16 protein-coding genes are annotated in these 23,213 nt (G+C 72.6%); 2 read left to right on the forward strand and 14 right to left on the reverse strand.

The window, feature by feature from the left end:
- Window positions 1-129: 129 nt before the first annotated feature.
- The gene (gene gcvP / locus ACFWPA_RS00200; RefSeq protein ID WP_378569351.1) at window positions 130-3,003 is read left to right on the forward strand and encodes an aminomethyl-transferring glycine dehydrogenase; all 2,874 of its coding nucleotides are present in this window, start codon (window positions 130-132) and stop codon (window positions 3,001-3,003) included.
- Window positions 3,004-3,071: 68 nt separating this feature from the next.
- Here the strand turns inward: gcvP and ACFWPA_RS00205 are convergent, their stop codons facing one another.
- The 11 genes from ACFWPA_RS00205 to ACFWPA_RS00255 form a co-directional block, all read right to left on the reverse strand.
- Window positions 3,072-4,259 carry a metallophosphoesterase gene (locus ACFWPA_RS00205; RefSeq protein ID WP_378507234.1) on the reverse strand — a complete coding sequence of 396 codons (1,188 nt, stop codon included), beginning with the start codon at window positions 4,257-4,259 and terminating at the stop codon, window positions 3,072-3,074.
- A 3-nt stretch (window positions 4,260-4,262) separates the two neighbouring features.
- Complete coding sequence (locus ACFWPA_RS00210; protein ID WP_378507233.1) at window positions 4,263-6,050, reverse strand: substrate-binding domain-containing protein; 1,788 nt, start codon at window positions 6,048-6,050, stop codon at window positions 4,263-4,265.
- A gap of 96 nt (window positions 6,051-6,146) precedes the next feature.
- The gene (locus ACFWPA_RS00215) at window positions 6,147-8,342 is read right to left on the reverse strand and encodes a malate synthase G (protein WP_378507232.1); all 2,196 of its coding nucleotides are present in this window, start codon (window positions 8,340-8,342) and stop codon (window positions 6,147-6,149) included.
- A gap of 66 nt (window positions 8,343-8,408) precedes the next feature.
- A complete protein-coding gene (locus ACFWPA_RS00220; RefSeq protein ID WP_378507231.1) occupies window positions 8,409-9,053 on the reverse strand; it encodes a PaaI family thioesterase in 645 nt (214 codons plus the stop codon).
- A gap of 43 nt (window positions 9,054-9,096) precedes the next feature.
- Window positions 9,097-9,729, reverse strand: a complete 633-nt coding sequence (locus ACFWPA_RS00225; RefSeq protein ID WP_378507230.1) for an FMN-binding negative transcriptional regulator — start codon at window positions 9,727-9,729, stop codon at window positions 9,097-9,099.
- A gap of 10 nt (window positions 9,730-9,739) precedes the next feature.
- Window positions 9,740-10,633, reverse strand: a complete 894-nt coding sequence (locus tag ACFWPA_RS00230; RefSeq protein ID WP_378507229.1) for a 3-methyladenine DNA glycosylase — start codon at window positions 10,631-10,633, stop codon at window positions 9,740-9,742.
- Entirely contained in the window at window positions 10,630-11,718 is a 1,089-nt protein-coding gene (locus tag ACFWPA_RS00235; RefSeq protein ID WP_378507228.1) for a hemolysin family protein, read from the reverse strand. Before ACFWPA_RS00235 ends, ACFWPA_RS00230 begins: the two co-directional genes overlap by 4 nt.
- Window positions 11,711-13,117 carry a hemolysin family protein gene (locus ACFWPA_RS00240; protein ID WP_378507227.1) on the reverse strand — a complete coding sequence of 469 codons (1,407 nt, stop codon included), beginning with the start codon at window positions 13,115-13,117 and terminating at the stop codon, window positions 11,711-11,713. The genes ACFWPA_RS00235 and ACFWPA_RS00240 overlap by 8 nt, the downstream gene beginning before the upstream one ends.
- A gap of 241 nt (window positions 13,118-13,358) precedes the next feature.
- The gene (locus ACFWPA_RS00245) at window positions 13,359-14,798 is read right to left on the reverse strand and encodes a GuaB1 family IMP dehydrogenase-related protein (RefSeq protein WP_378507226.1); all 1,440 of its coding nucleotides are present in this window, start codon (window positions 14,796-14,798) and stop codon (window positions 13,359-13,361) included.
- A gap of 10 nt (window positions 14,799-14,808) precedes the next feature.
- The gene (locus ACFWPA_RS00250) at window positions 14,809-15,711 is read right to left on the reverse strand and encodes a DMT family transporter (RefSeq protein WP_378507225.1); all 903 of its coding nucleotides are present in this window, start codon (window positions 15,709-15,711) and stop codon (window positions 14,809-14,811) included.
- Between the two features lie 5 nt (window positions 15,712-15,716).
- Window positions 15,717-17,063: a DEAD/DEAH box helicase gene (locus ACFWPA_RS00255; protein WP_378507224.1), complete on the reverse strand. Its 1,347-nt coding sequence runs from the start codon at window positions 17,061-17,063 to the stop codon at window positions 15,717-15,719.
- 155 nt (window positions 17,064-17,218) lie between these two features.
- Between ACFWPA_RS00255 and ACFWPA_RS00260 the strand changes: the two genes are divergently transcribed.
- Window positions 17,219-17,722, forward strand: coding sequence for a DUF4262 domain-containing protein (locus ACFWPA_RS00260; RefSeq protein ID WP_378507223.1), 504 nt, complete (start codon window positions 17,219-17,221; stop codon window positions 17,720-17,722).
- Window positions 17,723-17,751: 29 nt separating this feature from the next.
- Here the strand turns inward: ACFWPA_RS00260 and ACFWPA_RS00265 are convergent, their stop codons facing one another.
- The 3 genes from ACFWPA_RS00265 to ACFWPA_RS00275 all read right to left on the reverse strand — a co-directional run bounded on the left by ACFWPA_RS00265 (window position 17,752) and on the right by ACFWPA_RS00275 (window position 23,148).
- Window positions 17,752-19,245 carry an FAD-dependent oxidoreductase gene (locus tag ACFWPA_RS00265; protein WP_378569353.1) on the reverse strand — a complete coding sequence of 498 codons (1,494 nt, stop codon included), beginning with the start codon at window positions 19,243-19,245 and terminating at the stop codon, window positions 17,752-17,754.
- A 159-nt stretch (window positions 19,246-19,404) separates the two neighbouring features.
- Window positions 19,405-20,856 carry an NADP-dependent phosphogluconate dehydrogenase gene (gene gndA / locus ACFWPA_RS00270; RefSeq protein ID WP_378507221.1) on the reverse strand — a complete coding sequence of 484 codons (1,452 nt, stop codon included), beginning with the start codon at window positions 20,854-20,856 and terminating at the stop codon, window positions 19,405-19,407.
- 132 nt (window positions 20,857-20,988) lie between these two features.
- On the reverse strand, window positions 20,989-23,148 hold the full coding sequence (locus tag ACFWPA_RS00275) for a DEAD/DEAH box helicase (RefSeq protein WP_378569355.1): 2,160 nt from the start codon (window positions 23,146-23,148) through the stop codon (window positions 20,989-20,991).
- Window positions 23,149-23,213 lie beyond the last annotated feature (65 nt).

The following is a 23,213-nucleotide window of genomic DNA, read 5'->3' on the forward strand; positions in this document are numbered from 1 at the left end:
GAGGCGTCCACGACGCGGGGGTCACCCCGAATCTCTCAGGCGCTCCGACGAGCAGGCGACAGAGGGGGAGGAACGCACCGCGATGTGAGCGCGGTGTGACCTCGAGAACCTTCAGCCGCGGGAGTTGCCTTGACCGATCACCCCTTCACCTTCGTCGATCGCCACATCGGACCCGACGCCGCCGAACTCGAACGGATCCTGCACGTCGTCGGTGTCGACGACCTGGAGATGCTCGCCACGAAGGCGGTCCCGGCGGCCATTCTGGATGCGGCGTCGGCGCCGAGTGGTGCGGGGGGGAAGGCGACCGTCGGCGTCGGCGCCGGGCTGGAGACGCTCCCCGAACCGCTGTCCGAGCACGACACGCTCGCCGAACTGACCGCGCTCGCGCGGCGCAACACGGTCGCCACGTCGATGATCGGCCTCGGCTACTACGACACCCTCACCCCGCCGGTGCTGGTGCGCAACCTCATCGAGAACCCGGCCTGGTACACCGCGTACACGCCCTACCAGCCGGAGATCAGCCAGGGCAGGCTCGAGGCGCTGCTGAACTTCCAGACGATGGTCTCCGACCTCACCGGGATGGAGGTCGCGAACTCGTCGATGCTCGACGAGGCCACCGCCGCCGCCGAGGCGATGACCCTGCTGCGCCGCGCAGGCCGGTCCAAGTCCGCGCGTTTTGTCGTCGACATCGACCTGTTCCCGCAGACCCGCGCGGTGATCGAGACCCGCGCGACGCCGCTCGGCATCGAGGTCGTCGAGGCGGACCTGGCGCAAGGGCTGCCCGACGGCGAGTTCTTCGGCGTCCTCGCGCAGGTGCCGGGCGCGTCCGGCCGGATCGTCGACCACTCCGCGCTGATCGCCGCCGCGCACGAGCGCGGTGCCCTGGTCGCGGTCGGCGCCGACCTGCTTGCGCTGACCCTGCTCACCCCGCCCGGCGAGCTGGGTGCCGACGCCTGCTTCGGCACCACGCAGCGGTTCGGCGTCCCGATGGGCTTCGGCGGCCCGCACGCCGGCTACCTGGCGGTGCACTCGAAGCTCGCCCGGCAGCTGCCCGGCCGCCTCGTCGGCGTCTCCGTCGACGCCGACGGCAACAAGGCGTACCGGCTCGCACTGCAGACCCGCGAGCAGCACATCCGCCGGGAGAAGGCGACCTCCAACATCTGCACCGCGCAGGTGCTGCTGGCCGTGCTCGCCGCGATGTACGCGAGCTACCACGGCGCCGAGGGCCTGACCGCGATCGCGCGGCGGGTCAACGCATCGGCCCGCACCCTGGCGGCTGGCCTGCGCGCGGGCGGCGTCGAGGTGGTGCACGCGGAGTTCTTCGACACCGTCCTCGCCCGGGTGCCGGGCCGGGCCGCCGACGTCGTCGCGACCGCGAAGGGCTGGAACGTGAACCTGCGCCTCGTCGACGCCGACCACGTCGCCGTGGCCTGCGACGAGGCCACCACCGACACCCATCTGCAGTCCGTGCTCGCGGCCTTCGGTGTGGCAGCAGCCGAGGTTGTCGACGCGGCGCCGTCGCTGCCCGCATCGCAGACGCGCACCTCGGCGTTCCTCACCCACCCGGCGTTCACCAGCCACCGCACCGAGACCGCGATGATGCGCTACCTGCGCAAGCTGTCCGACAAGGACATCGCCCTGGACCGCAGCATGATCCCGCTCGGCTCGTGCACGATGAAGCTGAACGCGGCCGCCGAGATGGAGGCCATCACCTGGCCGCAGTTCAACTCGCTGCACCCGTTTGCTCCGGCCGGTGACAGCGACGGCATCCGTGCGCTGATCGCCGACCTGGAGTCGTGGCTGTCGTCGATCACCGGCTACGACCGGGTCAGCCTGCAGCCGAACGCGGGCAGCCAGGGCGAGTACGCGGGCCTGCTCGCGATCCGCAACTACCACCTTTCCCGCGGCGACGACCACCGCGACACCTGCCTGATCCCGTCCAGCGCGCATGGCACCAACGCCGCGTCGGCGGTGATGGCGGGCATGCGCGTGGAGGTCGTCGCGTGCCGCCCGAACGGTGACGTCGACGTCGACGACCTGAAGGCGAAGATCGCCGACCACGCCGAGCGGCTCGCGGCGATCATGATCACCTACCCGTCCACGCACGGTGTGTACGAGCAGGAGGTCGGCGAGATCTGCGCGGCCGTGCACGACGCGGGCGGGCAGGTGTACGTGGACGGTGCGAACCTGAACGCGCTCGTCGGCCTTGCCCGGCCGGGCCGGTTCGGCGGCGACGTCAGCCACCTGAACCTGCACAAGACGTTCTGCATCCCGCACGGCGGCGGCGGCCCCGGCGTCGGCCCGGTCGCGGTGCGTGCGCACCTGGCGGCGTTCCTGCCCGGTCATCCCCTCGCCCCGGAGCTCGGGGACGGCCCGACCGTGTCCGCCGCCCCGTACGGCAGCGCCTCGATCCTGCCGATCACCTGGGCGTACATCCGGATGATGGGTGCGGCCGGGCTGCGGGCGGCGTCGCTGACCGCGATCGCCTCGGCCAACTACATCGCCCGCAGACTCGACGAGCACTTCCCGGTCCTGTACACCGGCGAAAACGGGATGGTCGCGCACGAGTGCATCATCGACCTGCGGCAGATCACCAAGGACACCGGCGTCACCGTCGATGATGTCGCGAAGCGGTTGGCGGACTACGGTTTCCATGCCCCGACGATGAGCTTCCCGGTCGCGGGCACCCTGATGATCGAGCCGACCGAGTCGGAGAACCTCGCCGAGATCGACCGCTTCTGCGACGCGATGGTCGCCATCCGCGGCGAGATCGACCGGGTCGGGTCCGGGGAGTGGCCGGTGGACGACAACCCGCTGCGCGGCGCCCCGCACACCGCGGCCTGCTTGGTCGGGGAGTGGACCCACCCGTACTCGCGGGAACTGGCCGTCTTCCCGGCGGGCACCGCGGACAAGATCTGGCCGCCCGTGCGCCGCATCGATGGCGCGCACGGCGACCGCAACCTGGTGTGCTCGTGCCCGCCGACCGAGGCGTTCAGCGGCTGATCCCGCTGCCCCGGGTTCCCTGATGTCACACCGGATATCGTCAAGTGAGCCGGTGTGACATTGGGGAACTAGCGGGTGAGCTCGAGGATCGTGATCTCCGGTGGGGCGCCGACCCGGACCGGGGGACCCCACGCCCCCGCGCCGCGGCTGGTGTAGAGGACGGTGTCGCCGAACCGGTCGAGGCCGGTCACCGACGGCTGCTGCAGCGGGACCACGTAGCCCAGCGGCCACATCTGCCCGCCGTGCGTGTGCCCGGACAACTGCAGGTCGACGCCCCACTCGGCGGCCTCGGTCACCTGCTTCGGCTGGTGGGCGAGCAGGATCACCGCGCGGTCGCGGTCCCGGCCCGCCAGTGCGGCGGGCAAATCGGGCTCGTACGGGGCGGGCGAGCGGTAGTCGTGCACGCCGGCGAGGTCGATGACCGCATCGCCGCGACGCAACTCCACCCGGGTGTTGCGCAGCGTGTGGATGCCGAGCCGCTCCCACAGATCGAGCCAGCGGCCGCCGTCCCCGGCATAGAACTCGTGGTTGCCGCTCACCCCGAACACGCCGAGCGGGGCGTCGAGGTCGGCGAGCGGCGCCAGGTCGGCGCCGACCTTCGCGACCGTGCCGTCGACGAGATCGCCGCCGAGCAGGATCAGGTCCGGCCGTTCGGCGCCGACGGCCGCGACGACCCGCCGGGTGAACGCCGCGCCGCGGGCGGGCCCGACGTGCAGGTCCGTCACGAGCGCGATGCGGGTCCCGGCAAACTCGGCGGGAAGCCGCCGCAACGGAACCCGCACCCGCACGATCCGCGGCGCGGCCGCCTCCGCAACGCCGTATCCGACCGCACCGACCGACGCCAGCACGACCGCCGCGGCCGCCCCGCGCAGCAACCGCCGCCGGGTCGGATCCGCCGGGCCGGGCGGTAGCGGATTGCCCGGGCCGGGCGGTGCCGGTCGGTCGGTCGCCCGCCGCGGTCCGCGTCGGACCCGGCGGGCGAGGGCGGCGAGCACCGTGAGGATCCCGAGACCGAGCGTCAGGTACAGCCCGGCCGCCAGCCAGACCCAGCCGACGACGGCGGGCCCCCGCGCCCAGGCCGGGTCGAACACCTCCCCGCTGCCGACCCCGATCAGCGCGGCGGCCCCGAGCAGGCCCAACCCCCACCCGAGGACGCGGCGGCCGACCGACGACAGTTCCAGCAGCCGGGTCATCCGGCGGTACAACCACCAGCTGAGCAGCGCGAGGAGGACGGCGAACAGCAGAATGCGCAGCACCGGTCAGCGCACCAGCGGGGTGAGCGACTCGGTGAGCGCGGGCCCGTCCGAGCCGGGGACCGCGACGAACGTGCCGCCCGTCCGGTCCGCCAACGCGGTCAGCGTCGCGGCGTCGGAGTTCTCGCCGATCGTCACGACATCCACCCGGACCGGGGTGCCCTCGGCGCCTGCCGAGGCGATCGACGCCAGGAACTGGCTGCTTCCGATGCTGGTGTCGTCGTTCGGGCCGTCGGTGACCAGGAGCACCGAGTTCGGCCGGTCCGGGTCGGCGCTGCGCGCCGCACTGTTGTACGCGGCCTGCACGGACGGGTAGGTGGACGTCGCGGTCGCCGGGCTCAGCGACGCGAGTGCGGTGCCGATCGCCTCCCGGCGGGGAACTCCGCCCACCGAGTCGGTGACCGGCCCGGTCGGGACGAGGACCCGGTACGCCTTCGACCCGTCCAGGCCCCGCGAGTACACCCACAGACCGACCTCGGACTCGTCGGGGACGGCCGCGACCGCGGCGGTCAGGGCGGCGACGGTGTTCGCGAGCCGGGTGTCCCCGCCCTCCACCGTGCGCATCGACCCCGACACGTCCACCAGCAGCGTCGTACGCCCCGGCCGGGTCGGCAGTGTGACGATCCGGTGCAGCTCCGCGGACACCTCCGGGGCGGGCGGGGCCAGTTCGGTCGCGATCGGGGCGTAGGGCACCGCCGGGGACGGGGCCGGGGTTCGGTCGCCGGCCCGGAACCCGGCGGCCACGAACGCGTCCGCCTGCTCGGGTTGGCGGAGGAAGTCGGCGAACTCGGCCGCCGCGCGGCGGTGCGTCTCGTCGGTCCAGTCCGTCGCGAGCACCACGCCGGGATGGTCGGCGACCGGGGTGGCCCCGGTCGGCGTCACCCCCCGCAGCTCGGCGCCCCCGGCGATCGCGGCGGCCAGCTGCTGCTCGGTGGCGGGCGCGGCGTGCAGAGTGCCGTCGCGGGGGTCGTCCTGCGCACCGAGCGCGCGCAACGCGTCGGCGGTGGTCGCCGGGGAGTGCGGGACGGCGGCGGATCCGCGAGCGAGGGTGGTCAGGGCCGCGTCGACCGCCGGATCGGAGACCTGCTCTGCGGTCACCGGTCCCGCGCCTGCGCCGGCGGTCGCGGCCGCAACGGCCTCCGCCGCGGCGGTCGTCGCCGCCGAGTCCGGGGGCATCGCCAGCCGCAGCGTGCCCCAGTTCGGCAGCCCGCCCGCCGCCAATCCGTCCGGGTCGGTTTGCAGCCGCGGCAGGTCCTGCCATCCGACGAGGGGCCGGGACATCGCCTGCGCGACCACGGTCGGGGCGGCGATCACGATCGCCGCCGAGGCGAGGGAGCGGGGTTGCCCGTCGATCATCCCCGCGGTGGCGAGCAGGGCGGACAGCGCCCGGCTCGACTGCGGAATCCACAGGGCGGGGGCGGGTGTCGTGCCGGTCCACGCCCCGCCCGCGCTCGCGGTGAGGGCCTGGGCGGTCACCGCGGACGGCTCGTCGGTCACGGTGACGGTGATGCAGTGGTCGCGGACGACCGGCGCGGTCGCCGCGTAGCGGGCGCCGAGGTCGCGGATCACCGGCGCGATGTCGGGGTCCGCGGTCACCGCCAGCGCGGCCTCGCCCTCCACGCAGGTACGCGCCGCCTGGGTGCCCTGGTCGGAGATCCTGTCCCGCAACTGAACCCAGCCGAGCACGGCGAGGACGAGGACGATCACCGACGCGACGGCGATCACCGGGCCCTTGCTGACCCCCCGGAAACCCCCGTTGCCACTGCCGTTCGCTTCGCCGCGATGTTGACCCACGGCGGCCAGTCTACGGATCGGCCGGGACCGGCCCCGGCATGCACGACGCCGCCCTGCCTCGCGGGCCGGGCGGCGTCGTCGCGGTGTGCCTGCCGGTCAGGCGTTCGCGGCCTTGTACTCCCGGCGGCGGCGGTGCAGGATCGGCTCGGTGTAGCCGCTCGGCTGGGTGCCGCCCTCGAGGATGAGTTCCTTGGCTGCCTGCCAGGCGATGTTGGTGTCGAAGTCCGGTGCCATGTTCCGGTAGGTGGCGTCACCGGCGTTCTGCCGGTCCACGACCGGGGCCATCCGCTCCAGGCTGGCGACGACGTCGGCCTCGGTGACGACGCCGTGCCGGATCCAGTTGGCGAGCAGCTGGCTCGAGATCCGCAGGGTCGCACGGTCTTCCATCAGGGCAACGTCGTGGATGTCGGGAACCTTGGAGCAGCCGACGCCCGCGTCGATCCACCGCACCACATAGCCGAGGATGGACTGGCAGTTGTTGTCCAGTTCCTCCCGCTTCTCGGCGTCCGACCAGTCGGTCGACGGGGCGAGGGGGATGGTGAGGATGTCGTCGACGGTGGCGCGGGGCGTGCCCTTGAGCGCGTCCTGCACCGCGAACACGTCCACCTGGTGGTAGTGGGTGGCGTGCAGGGTGGCGCCGGTCGGGGACGGCACCCACGCGGTGTTCGCCCCGGCCTTCGGGTGACCGATCTTCTGCTCGAGCATGTCGGCCATCAGGTCCGTCATCGCCCACATGCCCTTGCCGATCTGCGCCCGGCCCTGCAGGCCCGCCGCGAGGCCGGTGTCAACGTTCCAGTCCTCGTACGCGGCGATCCAGCGCTGCTTCTTCATCTCGGCCTTGCGCACCATCGCGCCCGCCTCCATGGAGGTGTGGATCTCGTCGCCGGTGCGGTCGAGGAAGCCGGTGTTGATGAACACGACCCGCTCGGACGCCTCCTTAATGCAGGCGGCGAGGTTGACGGTGGTGCGGCGCTCCTCGTCCATGATGCCGACCTTGATGGTGTTCGCGGGCAGGCCGAGGACCTGCTCGACGCGGCCGAACAGTTCGGAGGTGAACGCGACCTCGTCGGGGCCGTGCTGCTTCGGCTTGACGATGTAGATCGAGCCGGTGCGGCTGTTGTCCAGCGGGCCGTTGTCGTCGCTGCGGGTCAGGCCGTGCACGGCGCACAGGCTGGTGATCAGGGCGTCGAGGATGCCCTCGGGGACCTCGTTGCCGTCGGCGTCGAGGATCGCCGGGTTGGTCATCAGGTGGCCGACGTTGCGGACGAACAGCAGCGAGCGGCCGTGCAGGGTCAGGTCGGAGCCGTCGACCGCGGTGTAGCTGCGGTCGGCGTTCAGCGTGCGGGTCAGGGTCGCGCCGCCCTTGTCGAACGACTCGGACAGGTCGCCGCGGTTCAGGCCCAGCCAGTTGCGGTAGCCGACGACCTTGTCATCGGCGTCGACGGCGGCGACCGAGTCCTCGAAGTCCATGATCGTGGTGATCGCCGATTCGAGGACGACATCCTTGACGCCCGCCGCGTCGGTGGAGCCGATCGGGGACGTCGCATCGATCTGGATTTCGGCGTGCAGGCCGTTGTTGCGCAACAGAATCGAGGTGGGGGCGTCCTGCTCGCCGAGGTAGCCGACGAACTTCTCCGGCTGCGCCAGGGTGGTGACAACCTCGGAGCCGAGTTCGACCTTGAGGTCGGTGCCGTCGATGAAGTAGCGGCTGGCGTCGGCGTGGGTGCCCTTGGCGAGCGGTGCGGCGGTGTCGAGGAAGTCGCGGGCCCAGGCGATGACCTTGTCGCCGCGGACCTTGTTGTAGCCGGGCTTTCCTCCGGGCGCCTTCTCGGCGCCACCGGCCTCGGAGATCGCATCGGTGCCGTACAGCGCGTCGTACAGCGAGCCCCAGCGGGCATTCGACGCGTTGAGCGCAAAACGGGCGTTGAGCACGGGCACCACCAGCTGCGGTCCCGCGGTGGTTGCGATCTCGGCGTCCACGTTGGCGGTGGTCACCTCGAACGGTGCCGGGGTCGGCAGCAGGTAGCCGATCTCCTGCAGGAACGCCTTGTACGCGGCGGCGTCGTGCTGCTGGCCCGCGTGCTCGCGGTGCCAGCCGTCGACCTGAGCCTGCAGTTCGTCGCGGCGGGCGAGCAGGGCCTTGTTCTTGGGGGCCAGGTCCTCGATCACCGTGACGGCGCCCGCCCAGAAAGCGTCGGCGTCGATGCCGGTGCCGGGCAGGGCCTCGGTGTTCACGAAATCGTGGAGCACCTTGGCGACCTGAAGACCACCGACCTGCACGCGTTCAGTCATGAACTGCCTCACTTCTCTGGGTTTGCGCACTTTCAGACCGCACCAATGTTACTCGCAGGTAATCAGCTAGCGGATTGTCGAGGTGGCGGGCGCGGCGGGGGAGATGAAGATGCCCTCGGCCTCGATGGTGACGCCGTCCCGGTCGGAGAGGGTGCCGCGGACCGTCGCCTTCCGGCCCTCCACGCTCACGACCCGGGCCTCCGCGTACAGCGGCCCGAGCGGCGTCCCGCGCCGATAGCGCAGCGTCAGCGTGCCGGTCAGGCGGCGCTCGGCGGCGCTGCCGGTGACGCCGAGCAGGTGGTCGAGCACCAGTGCCCCGATGCCGCCGTGCACGTGCCCGGGCGGGCCCTCGTATGCGGCGCCGAGGGTGACATGCGTCCAGTGCCTGCCCGTGTCGTCCCGCTCGATGACCAGCGGCGGCGCGACCGCGTTGCGCAGCCCGACCCCGGCGTTGCCCCAGGAGAACGTCTCCCCGGTCGTGGTCCGGCGCATCCCGAAACCGCCGTCGACCTGCCTGGCCCGCAGCTTCGCGGTCGCCGCCGCGACCTCGGCCTGCACCTCACGGATCACCTCGTCGTCGACCTCGGTGCGGATCGTCGCGTCGATCAGCTCCCGGACCGCGGCAGTGAGCGGCCCGTACAGCGCCTTGCGCCGCTCAAGCTCGTCGCGGTCGATGCCGGCGTCGGTGATGCGTTCGTGGGTGACCTTCATCGGCGCTGCCTCCACTGTCCGGGGTCTCGGGTGTCCGGCCCGATTATCGCGGACCGGGCCGCGCCGCCGCGCCCATCCGGCGTGCCAGCGCGTGATCCTCCGGGGCGGCCGAGGCGGCCAGCCGCTCGATCACCGCCCGCCGGTTCGGTTCGGGCTGATTCTGGCTGAGCTTCGCCTTGCCAACGACCCGGTCGATGGTGACCTCGACCCCGACGATCGCGCGCAGCATCGCCGCCACGCTCGCCTCGGCGACCTCGTCCGCCCGCCACGGCTGCTCGCGGCCGCCTTCGTGCTCGTCGGTCAGGGCCGTGACATGGCCGAGCAGCCAGTCGGTGTCGTCGTGGACGACGAGCCTGCCGTGCACCGTCAGCGTCTCGTAGTTCCAGGTCGGCGCCATCCGGGTGGTCGACGCGGTCGCCGGATACCAGCGCGGCGAGACGTACCCGTGCACCCCGGCGAAGATCGCGACGGACGGCGCGCCGTCCCCGGCCCGCCAGTGCGGGTTGGCCCGCGCCACGTGCCCGACCAACGAGTGCCGCTCCGGGTGGTACAGCAGCGGCAGCGAGGTGCTGTGCAGGTCGGCGTCGCCGCCGGTGACCAGGTGCGCGAACCCGCCGCGGCGCAGGGCGGCGGCGGTCTCGTCGTCGGTCAGGGCGAACGCGGCGGGAACGTACACGCGGTGAACCCTAGCGGCCGAGCAGGTCGCGGCAGCGGGCAAGGAGTTCGGCGCGCAGCGGCGCCGCACGGTCGGCGAGCGCGGACTGGGCGCGGACGTAGTCGGCCCGCCCCGCAGGCGTCTCGATCGGGACCGGGTCGTAGCCGAGTGCCCGCAGATCGTAGGGGCTGGCCCGCATGTCCAGCTCCCGTGCCGCCATCGCGGACTCGAAACAGCGCAGCAGCAGGTCCGAATCGACCAGCGGCAGCAGTTTGTAACACCACTTGTACAAGTCCATGCCCGCGTGCAGGCAGCCCGGCTGCTCGCGTCGCGGCTGCTCGTCCCGGCTCAGCGGTGTCTCGTTGCGGCCCACCGCGTCCGCGGTGAAGAACCGGAACGCGTCGTAGTGGGTGCAGCGCAGGCTCATCGACTCGACGACGGCGTCGGTGCCCGCCGGGCCGAGCCGCAGCGGGGTCCCGGCATGCCGGACCGCCTCCGCGCCGCCGCGATAAACCATCGCCCACTCGTGCAACCCGAAGCAGCCCAGCTGCGCGGGGCGTGACGCGGTGCCGGCGAGCACCGCCGCGGTGAACTCCAGCATCGACCGCCGCTTCACCAACAGCGCCGGGTCGGCGCCGACCCCGTCGCCGAGGTCCCGGTAGCCGGAGAACCGGGCGTACTCGCCGGCGCCGGGGCCGGTGAGCAGCACCCCGTAGCCGGGATGCCAGCGCCGCAGCTGCGCGGGCCGCAGGCTGTAGTAGGTGAACAGGAAGTCGACCACCGGATGCGGCACGCCGTGCGACTGCCGGTCCAGGTGCGAACCGAGCAGCGCGTCGACGCGCGCCTGGTGGGCGTCGCGGCGCGCGCCCCACTCGTCCCCGGCGAGGACGAGGGGGGCGCCGCCGGTCGCGGGTGCCGTCGTCACGGCGTGCGCTGGCCGGGGACGGCGTCGGTGATCCGGTGCGTGCCGTCGCGGACGGTGCCGACGAACTCCTCGACGAGGTCCTCGAGCGCGACGATGCCCAGGCATCGCCCGTCGTCGTCGACGACCTCGGCGAGGTGACTGCTCGCCCGCCGCAGCACCGCAAGCGCCTCGTCCAGCGGCGTCTGCACCTGCACCCGCGGCCACGGCCGCACATCGGCGCGGGGCACCACCGTGTCCGGGCCAGCGGCGTCGTCGAGCACCTCGTCGAGCACGTCCTTCAGGTGCAGGTAGCCGACCAGGGTGCCGTCCGGCAGCGCCGCCGGATACCGCGAGTACCCGGTTTCGACGACCGCCCGTTCGATCGCCCCGAGCGTGGTGCCGCGGTCCGTCAGCGGGACCGTGCGGACCTTGTCCAGGGGGATCAGCACATCCGAGACGGTCCGTCCGGTGGTGTGCAGCGCCTGCGTCAGCCTGCGATGCTCCTCGGCGTCGATCAGGCCCTCCGAACGGGACTCGCCGATCATCTCCGTCAGCTCGATCTCGGAGACGGTGGTGTCGAGCTCGTCCTTCGGTTCGACCCGCAGCATCCGCAGCACCGAGTTCGCGCACCAGTTGTAGAACGCGATCAGCGGCTTCGCCAGGGTGATGAACCGGAGGTGGATCGGCACCAGCAGCATCGCGGCCCGCTCCGGTCCGGCGATCGCGATGTTCTTCGGGACCATCTCGCCGAGCAGGATGTGCAGCACCACCACCAGTGCCAACGCGATCGTGAACGCGATCGGGTGCAGCAGCTGGTCGGGCAGGCCCACCAGGTCGAGTGGCCGCTCGATCAGGTGCGCGATGGCGGGCTCGCCGACCCGGCCGAGCAGGATCGAACAGATCGTGATCCCGAGCTGCGCGGCCGCCAGCATCAGCGACAGGTTCTCGCCGGCCCGGATCACCGTCCGTGCCCGGTCCTTGCCCTGCGCGACGAGGGCCTCGAGCCGGTCCCTGCGCGCGGAGATCAGGGCGAACTCGGCCGCGACGAAGAACGCGTTACCGGCCAGCAGGGCGACCGTGAGGACGACACCGAACAGGTCACTCATTGCCGGCCTCCTCGCGGGCGCGGTGGGCGTGTTCGGCGATCGCCGCCGCCGGGACCGGGGTCAACACGACCCGGTCGATGCGGCGGCCGTCCATCCCGGCGACCCGGGCGATCCAGCCGCCGTGCGCGCCGTCGAGCCCGGACGACCGTCGCTCATCGGCGCCGTCCGGGTCGGGAAGGACCACCTCGTCGCCCACCTCCGGGATCCGGCCGAGCCGGGCCAACACCAGCCCGCCGAGCGTGTCGTACTCGCCCTCGGGGGCCGCGTATCCGGTCGCCTGCCGCACCTCGTCGATGCGCAGCAGGCCCGCGCAGATCCAGCTGTCCCCGCTGCGCTGCACGTCGATCTCGGGGGCATCGTGTTCGTCGCGGACATCGCCGACGATCTCCTCGATCAGATCCTCCATCGTGACCAGGCCCGCGGTGCCGCCGTATTCGTCGACGACCAGCGCGACCTGCATGCCGTCGGAGCGGACCTGCTCCATCAGCGCGTCGCCGTCCAGGCTGGACGGCACAACGGGCACCCGCTGCGCGAGCACCATCAGTTGGGTGGTCGCGCGGGATGCGGCGGGCACCGTGAATGCGTGCTTGACGTGCACGACGCCGACCGTGTCGTCGAGGTCGCCATCGACGACCGGGAAGCGGGAGTACCCGGTGCGGGACGCGGCATCGATCAGGTCGGCGACCGTGGCGTGCAGGTCCAGGGTTTCGATCTTCACCCGCGGGGTCATCAGCTCCTCCGCGGTGCGCTCCCCGAACCGCAGCGAGCGGTCCACCAGCAGCGCGGTGCCCGCGTCGAGGGTGCCGCTGCGGGCGCTGATCCGGACCAGCGACCCGAGTTCCTGTGGGGAGCGCGCCGACCGCAGCTCCTCCGCGGGTTCGACGCCGAGCCGGCGCACCACCCAGTTCGCGGTCCCGTTGAGCCCGTTGATCGCCCACCGGAAGGCGGTCGAGAACCAGGCCTGCGGACCGGCCGTCGCGCGGGCCGTCGCCAGCGGGCGGGAGATCGCCAAGTTCTTCGGCACCAGCTCGCCGAACACCATCGACAGGCTCGTCGCGATGATCAGCGCGAGGGCAAGGGAGATGCCCGCGGACACCGACTCGGAGGCGCCGACGGCCCGCAGGCCGGGGGTGATCAGCTGCGCGAGCACGGGTTCGGCGATGTAGCCGGTGATCAGTGTGGTGATGGTGATGCCGAGCTGCGCGCCGGACAGCTGGAAGGAGAGGGTGCGGTGTGCGTGCTGCACCTGGCGGGCGCGTCGGTCGCCGCCGCGGGCGTGGGCGTCGACGGTGCTGCGTTCCAGTGCGGTCAGCGAGAATTCCGCCGCAACGAACACCGCGGTTCCCGCGGTCAACGCGAGGAACCCGAGCAGGCTGACGATCGTCACTGCGATCTGCATGAGCTATCGCCCCCGAACAGGGGACGGGGCGGGGGCGCCGGGTTTGTCACCCGGCTCGGTAGAGGAGCCCTCCGTAGTGGAACTGTCGTCGCCGGACTCGGCGTCGTGCGTCGCTATGGGTGCCTCGGGCACCTTGGTCCTTTCGTCGTGCCCGGACGAGACCGCCGGGCGCAGAGTGGTCGAAACAATCATTCTACCGACCGTCGCCGAAATGTCCGGTCCGAGCCGGGCGGCATCGCGGTCACCACCCGGCGGGCAGGGGCCTGCCCTCGGCGAACCCGGCCGCCGACTGCACCCCGAGCACCGCCTTCTCGTGCAGTTCCTCGATCGTGCCTGCTCCCGCGTACGTGCAGGTGCTGCGGACCCCCGAGCAGATCCGGTCGATCAGGTCCTCGACGCCCGGGTGCAGCGGGTCCAGACGCATCCGGGAACTGGAGATGCCCTCCTCGAACAGGGCCTTGCGGGCCCGGTCGAAACCGCTGTCGGTCGCGGTGCGGGCGGCGACGGCCCGCTTGCTCGCCATCCCGAAGCTCTCCTTGTACGCGTTGCCGTCCTCGTCGAATCGCAGGTCGCCCGGCGACTCGTGGGTGCCTGCGAACCAGGACCCGATCATCACGTTCGACGCACCCGCCGCCAGTGCCAGCGCGACATCGCGGGGATGCCGCACGCCGCCGTCCGCCCACACGTGCGCGCCGAGTCGCCTTGCCGTGTCGGCGCATTCGGCGACCGCGGAGAACTGCGGGCGCCCGACACCGGTCATCATCCGGGTCGTGCACATCGCGCCGGGACCGACCCCGACCTTGACGATCGTCGCGCCCGCCGCGATCAGGTCCCTGGTCCCGGCGGCGGAGACCACGTTGCCCGCCGCCAACGGCACGCCGAGGCCCTGCGCGGCGACCGCGGACAGCGCCTCGAGCATCTTCTCCTGGTGCCCGTGCGCGGTGTCCATCACCAACAGATCGGCGCCAGCGTCGGCGAGGGCGCGGGCCTTCGCGGCGACGTCCCCGTTGATGCCGACCGCGGCCGCGACCCGCAGTCGCCCGTCCGCGTCGAGCGCGGGCGTGTAGATCCCCGCCCGGATCGCGCCGGTCCGGGTCAGCACCCCGGCGAGCCTGCCGTCCGCGTCGACGACAACCGCGAGCGGGTCGTGCCGGGACTCGAGCAGCTCGAACACCTCCCGCGCCGACGCGGACACCGGCGCCGTCGCGAAGTCGGAGACCAGGACCGCGCTGAGCCGGGTGAACCGGTCCACGTCCGCGCACGCCGCCTCGGTCACCACCCCGATCGGCCTGCGCTCCCCGTCGACGACCACCACCGCGCCGTGCGCCCGCTTCGGCAGCAGCGCCAGCGCATCGGACACCGACGCATCCGGGCCGAGCGTCACCGGGGTGTCCGCGACGAGATGCCTGCTCTTGACGAACGCCACCGTCTCCGCCACCGCGGACGCGGGCACGTCCTGCGGGATGACGACGAGCCCGCCGCGGCGGGCGACCGTCTCGGCCATCCGGCGGCCCGCGACCGCGGTCATGTTCGCGACCACGATCGGGATGGTGGTGCCGGAGCCGTCCCTGGATGCCAGGTCGACGTCGAACCGGGAGGTGACGTCGGTGCGGTTCGGCACCAGGAACACGTCGTCGTAGGTCAGGTCGTAGGGCGGGGTCTGCCCGTCGAGGAAGCGCACACCGGCGACGCTACAACCCGGCCCGGCCGCTGTCCGGGTACCGCGACGTCGCGTCCGGCGTGTTCGGCCCCCGCTGCGCCTGGGCGCGGGACAGCGCGACCGTCGCCACCACCATCACGGCCACCGCCGCGGCGACGACGACCCCACCCGCCGCATCGACCCGCAGCCGCTCGCCGAGCACCGCGAACCCGAGGAACGCGGCAACCAGCGGTTCCCCGATGGTGATCGCGGGCAGCGACGCCGCGAGCGACCCGGCCTGGAACGCCCGCTGCTGCAGGTAGAAGCCGGTGCCGCCCGCCGCAACCAGCGCCACCGGCTCCCACCCGGCGAGCGCCGCGACCGGTCCGTGCGCGAATCCCTCGATCGTCGGCTTCGTCAACGCGACCGCGACGCCGTACATGGCGCCGCACCCCGCACCGAGCAGCAGCGCGCGCGGCCCGTCCGCGATCGGTGCGCGCGCGAGCGCGAGCGCGGCGCCGCACCCGCCGACCACCACCGCCAGCGGCAGTGCCCAGCGCGCGGCGGGCGCGGTCGCCGCTCCCTCGGTCGGGTTCCCGACGGTCAGGAAGACGACCAGCGACAGCGCCAACGCGGTCGCCGTCACCCACGTCCGGGGCGTCATCCGGGTACCCGTGAAGCGGGCGGACAGCGGCAACGCGAACAGCAACGTGCTCACGATCAGCGGCTGCACCACCAGGACCGACCCGACGCCGAGCGCCGCCGCCTGGAACGCGTACCCGCCGACGTCGCCGCCGACGCCGATCCACCACCGCGGGGACCGGACCAGCTCACGCATCAGGGCGTCGCCGTCGCCGACTCCGGACGCCGCGGACTGCTGCGCGACGGACCCGACCGCGAACAGCAACGCCCCGGTCATGGCGAGGGCGACGGCGAGCCACGGCAGGTCGGTCACACAGGTCAGCTTCCCCGGTTCGGCTTCCGCTGTCCGCGCGAACGCCCGCCGCCTGCGCCGGGCGAGCGTCCGTCCCGCGACCGACCCCCCGCACGCCCGTCTCGCGACCGGCCGGGGGTGCGCCTGTCCCGGGACCCGGTCGTCTCGGACGGTGTCTGTGCCCGCGGCGGATCCTGACCGGCCAGCGGGACCCCGGACGGTTGCCGGGCACCGGTCAGCGCCGACAGTTGATCGCTGCCCGGACGCACCGGGATCCCGTCGACGGCGACGCCCGCGGCCGCCAGCACCGCCGCGACCGCGTCACGCTGATCCGGGGTGACCAGCGTCACCACCCGCCCCGACGCGCCCGCGCGCGCCGTGCGGCCGGCGCGGTGCAGGTAGTCCTTGGGGTCAGCGGGCGGGTCGACGTGCACCACCAGGGACACGTTGTCGACGTGGATGCCGCGCGCCGCCACGTCCGTTGCGACCAGGACCGGCACCGCGCCGCCGGCGAACGCGGCCAGCGCGTGCGCTCGGAACGCCTGCGACTTGCCGCCGTGCAGCGTGCCCGCGCGCACCCCGACCGAGGCCAACTGCGCCACCACCCGGTCCACCCCGTGTTGGGTGCGGGCGAAGAGCAGCGTCCGGCCTCGCCGGGCCGCGATCTCGGCGACCACCGCGGGTTTGTCCGCGTGCTCGACGATCAGCACGTGGTGATCGGAGACCGCGACCGGCGCCGCCGCCGCCGCGGTCGCATGCGTGACCGGGTCGTGCAGGTAGCGCTCGACCAGGGTGTCGACGTCGGCGTCGAGGGTCGCCGAGAACAGCAGTCGCTGCCCGGCGGCGGGAGTCCGGTCGAGGATCGTCGTCACCTGCGGGAGGAACCCGATCTCCGCGAGATGATCGGCCTCGTCGATCGCGGTGACGACCACGTCGTCGAGGACGAGCGCGTGCTGGTCGAGCAGATCCGCCAGCCGACCGGGGGTCGCGACCAGCAGGTCCACCCCGCGCGCGAGCCGCTGCGCCTGCGCCTTCGTCGGGACGCCGCCGGTGGCCGCCGCGATCCGCAGCCCCAACGCCAACGCGGACTCGTCGAGCGCCGATTCGATCTGCGTCGCCAGCTCCCTGGTCGGGGCGAGCACCAGGCCGCGCGGGCGTTTCGGCGCGCTGAAGGTGCCCTTGATTCGGAGCAGCATCGGCAGCCCAAACGCGAGGGTCTTGCCGGAGCCGGTCGGCCCGCGACCGAGCACGTCTCGGCCGGCGAGGATGTCGGGGATCACCGCCTCCTGGATCGGGAACGGCGCGGTGATCTGCTCGCGCCGCAGCGACTGCACCAGCGTCGCTGGTAACCCGAGGTCGGCGAACGTGGCCATGGGACTCCTTCTGCGCCGAGGGGGGATCGACGCAGGTCGAGGCTACCGCCGCCGCCGGTGTCGGCACCGTGTCGGTGGGTCGGTGCACCATGTTCTTCGAACACAATTTCGAGATTCGTGGTGGTGGGTGCGGTACCCGAGCGAAGGGGAAGTCAATGTGTGAGACCTGTGGCGGCACGTCGGAGGAGCGGATCCGGCTAGACATGCGGCGCACGATCGAGCGGTACGGGTGGGCGCTGCAGTACGTGGAGTCGACCGTCGACCGCAGCGGCGTGCATCCCGCCTACTGCTACACGGTCGGCCTGACCGGTCACGGGCTCCCGGAGCTGGTGATCACCGGGCGGGTGTCGGACCAGTCGGCGGTCGTGCTGAGTGAGCTCGGATCGGTGCTGCTCGACGGCAGCCGGCTCGGGCCCGGCGACGAGGTGACCGTCGGTGGGCTCGACGTCTGCCTGGTCGAGGTGCGGGAGTGCGAGTCCTGGCTGCTGCGTGCCGTCGAACACCACGGGCGGATCCGGGCGCTGCAGGTGGTGTGGGCGGACTGCCAGGGCCGGTATCCGTGGGAGGGGGCGCACGGCTCAACCGAATGGACCGGCGCCGTCGCCCACCTGCAGCCGCTGCTCGGGCCGCCGCCGGGCGGGATCGTGGTGCCGTCGTGACCGGCCGTCGGGCTCGCGGGAAGGGGTTCTCACCCGCCGACCAGGGGGCCGCCGCGGACGTCGAAGCGTTCGCGGACGGTGTCGAGGGTGCGGCGGTGGTGGGCGCGGTCGCGGTGGTTCGCCGCCGCGAATCGCGCCGTCCCGAGCAGCCGCCGATGGATCGGATACCAGCGGTCGAAGTCGAGACCACAGTCGCGAAACACCGTGGCGGGGAGGGCGTCCGCCAGCATTCCGAGGTTGTACATCGCCAACGCCATTGCCGTGTACGGAAACACGTGCTTGCCGCCGCCGGCGAACAGGCCGCCCACGTCGAGTTCGTAGAGGGGGACATCCCGGATCCGGCCCGCGAACATCAGATGCGCGAGGTAGTAGCCCATGAACGAGGGCAGGTGAAGGACGGCCGAACGGGGGTGCACGACCACCACGTTCCCGGTCGGCGAGACGTACGGCTCGTAGTCGCCGTCGACCTTGATGTAGCCGGTGCAGTTCACGATCCACGTGCCCGCCGTCATCGGCTTGGTCGCCCCGCTGCGGAAGACGGCGGTGGGTCCCCCGCCGCGATCGACGGCGTCAACGAAGTGGTCCATGACGACCTCGTGCACACCGGCGGTGATCGCCGACGTCTCCGCTTCCGATTGGACGCCGAGCAGGAAGTTGCTCGCCCCCGGGGTGGGGCCGGTGCCGTGCGTCGCGCGGTACCAGCGCGCGACGGCCGCCTCGTTGGTCCCGTCGAACCGCCTGGCTGCCTCGGCGGCCACGGCGTTCGGGAGCTGCCCTCGCCACCAGCGTCGGGAATTCCCGGGGAACGCGCGGTCCCGGCTGATGAAGAACGTGCCGGATCCCGCGACCAGGGTGACCTCCCGGCGCGGGTCCGCGGTGACGAGGGCGTGCGCGGTGTCCATCGCGGTCTTGCCCCCGCCGATCACCCACACCGGTGCGTCGCTCGCCCGAATCTCGCCCGCCCGCACGTCGCACTGGTCGGGGGACACCGACCGGACCCGCGAACTCGACGCGGGGAGGGGGTCGTTGGGCGCGATTCCGAGCCCATAGGCCTTGATCAGACGCTGTGCGTGCACGACCAGCCGCCGCCCGTCGGGCCGGTGGCACTGAATCCGGACGGTCCCGTGCGCCTCGGTGGCGGACTCGAACGACCAGCCGAAATACTCGTCGACGCGCAGGTCGCGGCCGATCACGTCCAGGCAGTGCCGGAAATGGTCGAGGACCTCGGTCTTGGTCGCGAGATGGGACGGGCGCCGGTCCAGACACCACTCGATGTTGCCCGCGGTGAACAGCCCGTGCGGTTGGTGCAATCGGACGTAGGGGTAGGTGTCCACCCACATGCCACCGGCCTGCCCGCGCCGGTCGATCAGGATGACCCGCGCGTCGTGGGACAGGTATCGGCTCGCCGCGAACAGGGCGTTCATCCCGGCGATGCCCGCGCCGACGATGCAGGCGTCGCACGTCTCCGGGGCGGGATCCGTGCCGGATGCGTCCGCGCCCGGGTGTGTGCTCGTCTGCGCCATGGCGACCCCCCGACGGTGTCAGGCCGTCCGCCACCGCTCCTCGATGACGGTCGTTGTCCAGCCTATTCGGCGCGGCAAGGACCGTTACCGGAGCGAACGTCGCCGCGCCGCGGCCGTCCCTTGGGTGTCGTATCGAGTCGACACCCAAGGGACGGGACGTCAGGCCTGGATCTCGCTGCGGTCACCGCTCCAGAGGGTGTGGAACTTGCCCGGGCGATCGGTGCGCTCGTAGGTGTGCGCGCCGAAGAAGTCGCGCTGTCCCTGCGTCAACGCGGCGGGCAGGCGCTCGGCGCGCAGGCCGTCGTAGTAGGACAGCGACGACGCGAACGCGGGCACCGGGATGCCGAGGGTCGTCGCGGTCACCACGACGCGCCGCCACGAGTCGATCGCGTTCTCGATCGCGTCCTTGAAGTACGGCTCCACGATCAGCGAGGTCAGCTCCGGGTTGGTGTCGTACGCCTCCTTGATCCGGTTCAGGAACCGGGCCCGGATGATGCAGCCGCCGCGCCAGATGGTCGCCATGTCGCCGGGGGTGAGATCCCAGCCGTACTCGTCGCTGCCCGCACGGATCTGGTCGAAGCCCTGCGCGTACGCGACGATCTTCGACGCGTACAGCGCGCGGCGGATGTCCTCGGTGAACTGTGCCGCGTCCGTTGGCTTGTCGCCGAGCACGCCCGACGCCAGTCCCCGTGCGGCCGCGCGCTGCGCACGCGAACCGGACAGGGCGCGCGCGAACACGGCCTCGGCGATCCCCGTCACCGGGACACCAAGGTCGAGCGCAGACTTGACCGTCCAGCGGCCGGTGCCCTTCTGCTCGGCGGCGTCGACGATGACGTCCACCAGCGCGGCACCGGTCGCCGCGTCCTTCTGTCGCAGCACCTCCGCGGTGATCTCCACCAGGTAGGACTCGAGGTCGCCGCCATTCCACTCGGTGAACACGTCGGCGATCCGCTCGGCGTCGAACCCGAGCGCGTCCCGGAACAGGTGGTAGGCCTCACCGATCAACTGCATGTCGGCGTACTCGATGCCGTTGTGCACCATCTTCACGAAGTGGCCTGCGCCGTCCGGGCCGATGTGAGTGCAGCACGGCGTGCCGTCCACCACCGCGGCGATCGACTCCAGCAGCGGACCCAGCGACTCGTACGACTCCTTCGGGCCGCCCGGCATGATCGACGGGCCGTTCAGCGCGCCCTCCTCGCCGCCCGAGATGCCCGCGCCGACGAAGTGCAGGCCCCGCTCGCGGAGCGCGGCCTCGCGCCGGATCGTGTCCGTGTACAGGGCGTTGCCGCCGTCGATGATGATGTCGCCGGGCTCCATCGCGGCCGCGAGCTCCTCGATCACCGCGTCCGTCGCCTCGCCGGCCTTGACCATGATCAGGACCCGCCGCGGGCGCTGCAGCGCGGCGACGAACTCGTCGACGGTCTCGGTCCGGACGAAGTCGCCCTCGCTACCGTGCTCGGCGATCAGGGCGTCCGTCTTGGCGACGCTGCGGTTGTGCAGCGCCACGGTGTGCCCGTGCCGGGCGAAGTTGCGGGCGATGTTCGAACCCATCACGGCGAGCCCGGTGACGCCGATCTGGGCCCGCGCGGCCTGGGAGGTGTTGTCGGTCATGTCCTACAGCTTTCCCTGCCCCCGGAACGAGCGACACTTCAGGGTCTCGAACTCTGGGACGGTGCCGGGAATGCGGCGACGCCGCCACCCGCGATGCGGGAGGCGGCGTCGATGGGATGCCGGGGACGGACGTCAGCGGTCGCGGTGCGGGCCGTCGAACCCGTCGTACGAGCGACGCTCGGTGCGGCTACGGAAGCCGCCCGCCGTCCCGCTGCGCTCACTCCGCTGCGGGCGGTCACCGTACGCGCGATCACCGCGGGAGCGGTCGCCGCCGCGGAAGCCACCGTCCCGCTGCGGGCGGTCGCCGTACGAGGAGCGGTCACCCGTGCGCTGGTAGCCGCCGTCGCGCTGGGGCCGGTCGCCGTAGGACCGGTCGCCCCGGTCGTTGCGCTGGGGCCGGTCGCCGTAGGAGGGTCGGTCGCCGGAGCGCTGGTAGCCGCCGTCGCGCTGGGGGCGGTCGCCGTAGGAGGGTCGGTCGCCGGAGCGCTGGTAGCCGCCGTCGCGCTGGGGGCGGTCGCCGCCGCGGAAGCCGCCGTCCCGCTGGGGGCGGTCGCCATACGGACGATCGTTGCGCTGCGGGCGGTCGCCGTAGGACCGATCGCCGCGGTCGGAGCGCTGGTAGCCGCCGTCCCGCTGGGGGCGGTCGGACCGGTAGCCATCGCGCTGGGGCCGGTCGCCGTAGGACCGGTCGCCGCGGTCGTTGCGCTGGGGGCGGTCGCCGTAGGACCGGTCGCCGCGGTCGTTGCGCTGCGGGCGGTCGCCGTAGGAGGGTCGGTCGCCGGAGCGCTGGTAGCCGCCGTCCCGCTGGGGGCGGTCGGACCGGTAGCCGTCGCGCTGCGGGCGGTCGCCGTAGGAGGGGCGGTCACCCGTGCGCTGGTAGCCGCCGTCGCGCTGGGGGCGGTCGCCGCGGTATCCCCGCTCGCCACCGTCGCGGCGCGGCCGGTCGACACCGTCGCGGCGCGGCCGGTCGAAGCTGTCGCGGCGCGGCCGGTCGCCGTACGACCGACCGTTCCCGCCGCGTTCGCCGCGCGGCTCCCGCACCGGCTCGCCGCTCGGAGTGCGCGCACCGGTGATGGTGGCGAGTTCCTCCGAGCCGGGGCCGACGTACACCTCGGTGGCGTCCACGCCCGCGGTGTCGGTCAGGCGGCGCACCATGCGGCGCTGGTTCGGCAGCACGATCGAGACGACGGTGCCCTTCTCGCCCGCGCGGGCGGTGCGGCCGGCCCGGTGCAGGTAGTCCTTGTGGTCGGCGGGCGGGTCCACGTGCACGACCAGGTCGATGCCGTCGACGTGGATGCCGCGGGCCGCGACATCGGTCGCGACGAGCACGGGCGTGCGGCCCGTCTTGAAGCGTTCGAGCACCCGGGTTCGCTGGTTCTGCGCCTTCCCGCCGTGCAGGGCCTCCGCCGCGACCCCGACCGCGCGCAGGCGTTCGGTGATGCCCTCGCAGCCGAGCTTGGTGCGCGCGAACATGATCGTCCGGCCGCCGTCGCGGGCGCCGATCTCGGCGAGTACGGCATCCTTCTGGCCGCGGTCGACGTTGAGCACGTAGTGCTCCATCGTGTCGACGCTGGCGCGCCCGTCCTCGGTTGCGTGCAGGGCGTGATCGGCGAGGAAGCGGCGGACCAGCGACTGCACCTCCCGGTCGAGGGTCGCGGAGAACAGCAGCCGCTGGCCGTCGGCGCGGGTCTGCTCGAGGATCGACCGGACCTCGGGGAGGAAGCCCATGTCGGCCATCTGGTCGGCCTCGTCGAGCGCGGTGATCTCGACCTCGTCCAGGACGCAGGTCTCCTGCCGCAGGTGGTCGCCGAGGCGGCCGGGGGTGGCGACGAGGATGTCGACGCCGCGCGCCAGCTGGTCGACCTGCTTGGTGAAGACCATGCCGCCGACCGCGGACCGGACCTTCAATCCGACCGTGCCCGCGTACGGGAGCAGCGAGTCGACGACCTGAACGGCGAGCTCACGGGTGGGCACGAGCACCAGGGCGCGGGGACGCTTCGGTGCGGGCCGGTCGTCGCGGCCCGCGAGCCGCGCCAGCATCGGCAGCCCGAACGCGAGGGTCTTACCGGACCCGGTCTGCGCCCGGCCGAGGACGTTGCGGCCCGCGATCGCGTCGGGGATGGACATCGCCTGGATCGGCGACGGGATGGTGATGCCGTCCTTGGCGAGGGCAGCGACCACCGGGCCGGGCAGGCCGATCTCGGCGAAGGTGGGCTGTTCGGCGGCAGCCGGGGCCTCGGGGTCGGCGGCACCCTGGTCATGGGCAGCAGGGATTTGGGCAGCGTCGGTCACGCGGATATACCTCTCCGGACGTCGGGCGCGTCGCGGAGAGCGGGCCGATACAGCAGCCGCGCAGA

Source organism: Rhodococcus sp. NPDC058505, from assembly GCF_042720095.1.
Classification (GTDB): Bacteria; Actinomycetota; Actinomycetes; order Mycobacteriales; family Mycobacteriaceae; genus Rhodococcus_G.

What these genes read in the sequence shown, in the direction of transcription:
- gndA (WP_378507221.1), bottom strand. Translation starts at nt 20,856, where the DNA reads ATGACCGACAACACCTCCCAGGCCGCGCGGGCCCAGATCGGCGTCACC.
- ACFWPA_RS00265 (WP_378569353.1), bottom strand. Translation starts at nt 19,245, where the DNA reads ATGGCGCAGACGAGCACACACCCGGGCGCGGACGCATCCGGCACGGAT.
- ACFWPA_RS00220 (WP_378507231.1), bottom strand. Translation starts at nt 9,053, where the DNA reads ATGAAGGTCACCCACGAACGCATCACCGACGCCGGCATCGACCGCGAC.
- ACFWPA_RS00255 (WP_378507224.1), bottom strand. Translation starts at nt 17,063, where the DNA reads ATGGCCACGTTCGCCGACCTCGGGTTACCAGCGACGCTGGTGCAGTCG.
- ACFWPA_RS00235 (WP_378507228.1), bottom strand. Translation starts at nt 11,718, where the DNA reads ATGAGTGACCTGTTCGGTGTCGTCCTCACGGTCGCCCTGCTGGCCGGT.
- ACFWPA_RS00260 (WP_378507223.1), top strand. Translation starts at nt 17,219, where the DNA reads ATGTGTGAGACCTGTGGCGGCACGTCGGAGGAGCGGATCCGGCTAGAC.
- ACFWPA_RS00240 (WP_378507227.1), bottom strand. Translation starts at nt 13,117, where the DNA reads ATGCAGATCGCAGTGACGATCGTCAGCCTGCTCGGGTTCCTCGCGTTG.
- ACFWPA_RS00215 (WP_378507232.1), bottom strand. Translation starts at nt 8,342, where the DNA reads ATGACTGAACGCGTGCAGGTCGGTGGTCTTCAGGTCGCCAAGGTGCTC.